This window comes from Veillonella sp. DNF00869 (assembly GCF_001553345.1).
Lineage (GTDB): Bacteria > Bacillota > Negativicutes > Veillonellales > Veillonellaceae > F0422.
This window is the reverse complement of record NZ_KQ960752.1, coordinates 22,004-26,872: the sequence shown is the minus strand read 5'-3', so window position 1 is coordinate 26,872 and position 4,869 is coordinate 22,004. Positions and strand designations below refer to the sequence as shown.

Genomic DNA, 4,869 nt, shown 5'->3' with positions numbered 1-4,869 from the left:
GGCCCGTTGGTCAAGCGGTTAAGACACCGCCCTTTCACGGCGGTATCGGGGGTTCGATTCCCCCACGGGTCACCATATGGACGATTAGCTCAGCTGGGAGAGCGCCTGCCTTACAAGCAGGATGTCGGCAGTTCGATCCTGTCATCGTCCACCACGCTAGGAACTACCTAAGGGTAGTTCCTTTTTTATAGGTAAAAGTATGAATAGTACTTTTAAAGATACACATAAATCGGTATAATAAGGATAGTAAAGACAGATAACATTGCAGTATAACTAGGAGGATTTTCTATGGATGGATTAATAGAACTTTCATTGCGATATGGACCATATGTGGTTATTTTAGGAGTGATTTGTCTATTTCTTTTATGTTGCTACTTCTTATTTCGGGATAAGAAAGGAAGTACTAGCAACAAAATAGTGGATTCGCTATCATATGATGATCCTTATGAACACCAAAGAAGGACATTTCAAAATCCCTATGCTCTTCGAGACGAAGAACTATCCGTAGATCCTGTGGAAGATGATTTTGTAGAAGGTATAGTCTCAGAAGAATTAGTCCGTGCTGTGAAAGAACAACCGCCGGAAGAAGCAGAAGATGCGACTAGAATTATGCCAAAAGTAACGGAACGTATGATTACCGAGACGATAGAGGCTCAACCAGAGGCGTCTATTAAACTAGCTGTAAAAGAGCAAACATTACTAGATAAAGCGGTAGCTCAATATAAATCTGCATTCGGTATTTTAAATCCTGAATCTGAAGAAAAGGTTACTGAGATTACAGAAGCCATATTGGCGCAATTAGATACTGAATCAGAGGAAGAAACTACGCATTTATTTGAAAATATAGCGTTACAAGAAAGTTTATTACATGTACAAAAGGCGTATGTAGCGAATTCTACTGAGTGGATGAAAGAAATCCTCTTAGAAACTTTCAAAGATGTGGTGGAACAACCTCAATCTAGCACATTATATTTGGTAGCTGTTGATGCATTGAAGAGTTTAGTACATTTACAAGTGGGACATTTGCAAGCATTAGCTATCTCATTGATCATACAGTATTCTAAAAATTCTAATAACTATTCGGTAGAAAATTTCCGCCATTATTTGGAAAAGTATATTGAACCATTCATGAGTGATTTGCCACGAAAAGAAGATATGTATCAACAATTAGAATATTTGCGTTGTATTTCTTTTGGGGACACTTTATCATTTCAACAAATTATGAGAAATTCCTATCCTCTTGTATTTGATTACCGTGGATTTAGTCATGAAGAGTTAGCTTTTATAGTACAAGATACGCCAGTTAAGATGCCTATTGTCGTAGAAAGTATTAACTCTTCATTATTGAAATTGATGGCTGTCGATGAATATATGTTACCTAGCTTATTCAAACGAGCTGGACTCACAGATATTAGTATCCAAAATGGGTTAACTCGTCTTGCTTTTGGTAAGGCCGTTGATTGGGATAGTACATCGTTTGATGAAGTATTGGAACGTATCTCTCCATTATTAGTGGATTTTAGTCATATTTATGATCGAGGACCGCTTAGTCGTTTGCATCTCACTTTGCTAGGCATTTATTTGGGCAGTGCTATGGTACGTGCTACTATTCACGAACAATTTGATGTATCTCCTTGGTTTGATACTTCTGGACGACACTAGAAATAAAATTGAATACAATAATCCCCTACACTTCCGGACGAAGGAATCGGATGCAGTAGGGGATTTTATGTTGATAGATGCAGAATTTACGTAAGAGAAGTGTCAGTTTAGAAGGAAAAAAGGATACTGCTAAGGCAGCATCCTTTTATATTAAAATGAAAAATCTTCGATGGTTTCAATATCCACTAACTCTACTTCTTTGCCGTGGAATTGGATAATCCGTTCGTCTTGTAAACGTCCCAGTTCACGACTGAGTGCGGTGCGGCTTACGTTGAGGACGTCTGCCATTTCTTGCCGATTGTGTGGCAAGGTGAGGATGTTCTTTTTTTGCACTCGGTGAAGATCCATAAAGTAGGCAAAAATTTTCTCGCGCATCCCTTTGAGAGATAGATAATGTACTTTGCGGGTCAGTTGCATAGCCTTTTCGGATAGGTCGTGCATGAGGTTCGTGAGCAATTGGATTTGGCAAGTTTGACAGTCCGGAAATGCTTTGGTGAAAGTTTCAATCGGTAAAAACAAAACGATCGCATCTTTTGTAGCTTCAATCGTAGCAGGCCACAGAGGATGGTTACTAAAGAGCAAGGCTTCCCCGAACATAGAGGACGGCTCTAGCTCCGTTACGATAGTTCGTTGTCCTAACATGTTTTCTCGCGTTAACAAAGCACGACCTTCCAATAAGATGCCAATGCCTTCCATAGGATCACCGGCGATGGCGATGAAGGAGTTTTTTTTGAAACTTTGCACCTTCACATTTGCATGGGATAAAAAAAGTGACAAATTTTCTGGTGTAATATGTGCACATAAGGGGGATTGTTGAATCGTATTCATGTATGTTTCTAATGTAGGATGTAATGTCGACATAGGACCTCCGTTAAATTAGAGAGTATACTTTATTTCTGTACTTTCATTATAGCATGAATAAAAGTATAGGGAAAACTATATAAAATGTAGCCAAGGATACGTTTTTTCTGCTTTCAGTATACTATACTAAATGCATAGATAACAAGATAATGCTATGCACTCCTGTTGTAGGATGGTTGTGTATAGAAACGATATCTAAAACAAAGTATGTTGTAGGAAACATGTTTATGGGCAAAGTTCCCAAGGAGGTTATTATGAGTATGTTCTGTTTCCAATGTGAACAAACAGCGCAACCAAATGGTTGTACAGTACAAGGTGTATGTGGTAAAACAGCACCGGTTGCAAATTTACAAGACGAATTAACAGCGGCGTTGATCGGTTTAGCTCGTGCAATGCAAGCTACAGAAGTAACGTTAGAAAACGTACAATTGTTAAAACGTGGTTTATTCATGTGCGTAACAAACGTAAACTTCTCCGAAGATCGTGTACAAGAGTTTATCGATGTGATCAACAATGCGCACAACAAATTAGATGCTAACATTCCTAACTTTGATTGGGAAGAATTGTGGAAAGGTCATGAAGACATCGTATCCTTACGTTCCACATTGTTATTAGGTATGCGTGGTATGGCTGCGTACGCATGGCATGCAGCAGTATTGGGCTATAACGATCCAGAAGTTGACGCTTGGTTCGTAAAAGGCCTTGTAGAAATGGCGAAAGACCACAGCGCAGAAGAATGGTTAGGCCTATTGATGGAATTCGGTGGCATTAACCTTGCTTGCATGGCGTTGTTAGACAAAGCAAACACAACTACATACGGTACTCCAGTTCCAACAACTGTACCTTTAACAGTAGAACCAGGTCCTTTCATCGTAGTAACAGGCCATGATTTACATGACCTTAAAATGTTATTGGAACAAACTGATGGCAAAGGCGTTAACATCTATACACATGGTGAAATGCTTCCATGTCATGCGTACCCTGAATTGAAAAAACATCCTCAATTGAAAGGTAACTTCGGTACTGCATGGCAAAACCAACAAAAAGAATTTGATGGCGTTCCAGGTGCATTCTTGTTCACAACAAACTGCATTATGCCACCAAAACAAACATACATTAAAAACATCTTCACAACAGATATGGTTGGTTTCGATGGCTGCGGTCATGTGGAACACAACGAAGATGGCACAAAAGATTTCTCTGCAGTGATCGAGCGTGCTATTGAATTAGGCGGTTATAAAGAGCCACAACAATTCACTGGTATCAACGGTGGTACAGAAGTGACAACTGGTTTCGGTCATGGTACAGTACTTGGCGTAGCTGACAAAGTAATTGATGCGGTAAAAGCTGGCGCTATTAAACATTTCTTCTTGGTAGGCGGTTGCGACGGTGCTAAAGTAGGCCGTAACTACTACACTGAGTTCGTAAAACAAACTCCAGAAGATACTATGGTATTGACTCTTGCATGTGGTAAATATCGTTTCAACGACCTTAACATCGGCGAAATCGGTGGCTTGCCTCGTATCCTAGATATGGGTCAATGTAACGATGCGTACTCTGCTATCCAAGTAGCAGTAGCATTAGCAGGCGCTTTTGAATGTGACGTAAACGAATTACCATTGACATTAGTATTGTCTTGGTACGAACAAAAAGCGGTATGTATCCTATTAACATTATTGTCCTTAGGCATCCGCAACATCTACATCGGACCATCCTTGCCAAAATTCTTGTCCGGCACAGTACTTGGCATCTTAGTTGAAAAATTCAACTTACATCCGATTACAACACCAGAAGAAGATATGAAAGCGATCTTAGGCTAAGACGTCTCTTATTTCGCTATGCAGCCTTGTGGCGGTGTTAACTAAATAAGATGAAGGGAAGAGCACGGTATACCCCCTCACAAACGGTATTTCATAATGTTTGTTCGGGGGCACACCGTGCTCTTCTTGTGTTTGTGTGAATTAGGTAGTAAGGAACGCCACAAAGGCTGCTACACCTAACGGCATTCCTCTGTCATTTGCAAACTTGCGCTTTGCTTAGTTTGCTGTTAGTAATGGCGTTAAGTCAATATAAACAGTGCGAATAGATTATGTTATAATAAAATTACAAGAGTCATTAACATGTTGTTAGGCTCATCTCTTCCTATTATGGGAGGAGGTGGTTGCTATGACTAAGTATGAGAAAATCTCTTTGATGATTTCTATTGCTGGTTTAGTAATTCAGCTCATTGATCTACTTAAGTAGATAATGAAAAAGCCTAACGTAAAGAGGTCTGACTACCTCACACGTTAGGCTAATTTCATCTTTATTATTGTCTTGAGATGAGCCTAACGCCAGCTACACGTT

3 protein-coding genes and 2 tRNA genes are annotated in these 4,869 nt (G+C 39.7%); 4 read left to right on the top strand and 1 reads right to left on the bottom strand.

Annotation, left to right across the window (positions count from 1 at the left end; all coding sequences use genetic code 11):
• The 3 genes from HMPREF3032_RS01290 (at window position 1) to HMPREF3032_RS01280 (ending at window position 1,662) form a co-directional block, all read left to right on the top strand.
• A tRNA-Glu gene (locus HMPREF3032_RS01290) sits at window positions 1-75 on the top strand.
• A 3-nt stretch (window positions 76-78) separates the two neighbouring features.
• Window positions 79-154 (top strand) — tRNA-Val (locus HMPREF3032_RS01285).
• Window positions 155-288: 134 nt separating this feature from the next.
• Window positions 289-1,662 carry an LPO_1073/Vpar_1526 family protein gene (locus HMPREF3032_RS01280; protein ID WP_062401226.1) on the top strand — a complete coding sequence of 458 codons (1,374 nt, stop codon included), beginning with the start codon at window positions 289-291 and terminating at the stop codon, window positions 1,660-1,662.
• Between the two features lie 150 nt (window positions 1,663-1,812).
• On the opposite strand, the gene HMPREF3032_RS01275 is transcribed toward HMPREF3032_RS01280, so the two are convergent.
• Window positions 1,813-2,523 (bottom strand): Crp/Fnr family transcriptional regulator, encoded by a 711-nt coding sequence (locus tag HMPREF3032_RS01275; RefSeq protein WP_009352800.1) that lies wholly within the window; start codon window positions 2,521-2,523, stop codon window positions 1,813-1,815.
• A 254-nt stretch (window positions 2,524-2,777) separates the two neighbouring features.
• Between HMPREF3032_RS01275 and hcp the strand changes: the two genes are divergently transcribed.
• The gene (gene hcp, locus HMPREF3032_RS01270) at window positions 2,778-4,343 is read left to right on the top strand and encodes a hydroxylamine reductase (protein WP_009352798.1); all 1,566 of its coding nucleotides are present in this window, start codon (window positions 2,778-2,780) and stop codon (window positions 4,341-4,343) included.
• The last annotated feature ends 526 nt before the right edge of the window (window positions 4,344-4,869 follow it).

What these genes read in the sequence shown, in the direction of transcription:
- HMPREF3032_RS01280 (WP_062401226.1), top strand. Translation starts at nt 289, where the DNA reads ATGGATGGATTAATAGAACTTTCATTGCGATATGGACCATATGTGGTT.
- HMPREF3032_RS01275 (WP_009352800.1), bottom strand. Translation starts at nt 2,523, where the DNA reads ATGTCGACATTACATCCTACATTAGAAACATACATGAATACGATTCAA.
- hcp (WP_009352798.1), top strand. Translation starts at nt 2,778, where the DNA reads ATGAGTATGTTCTGTTTCCAATGTGAACAAACAGCGCAACCAAATGGT.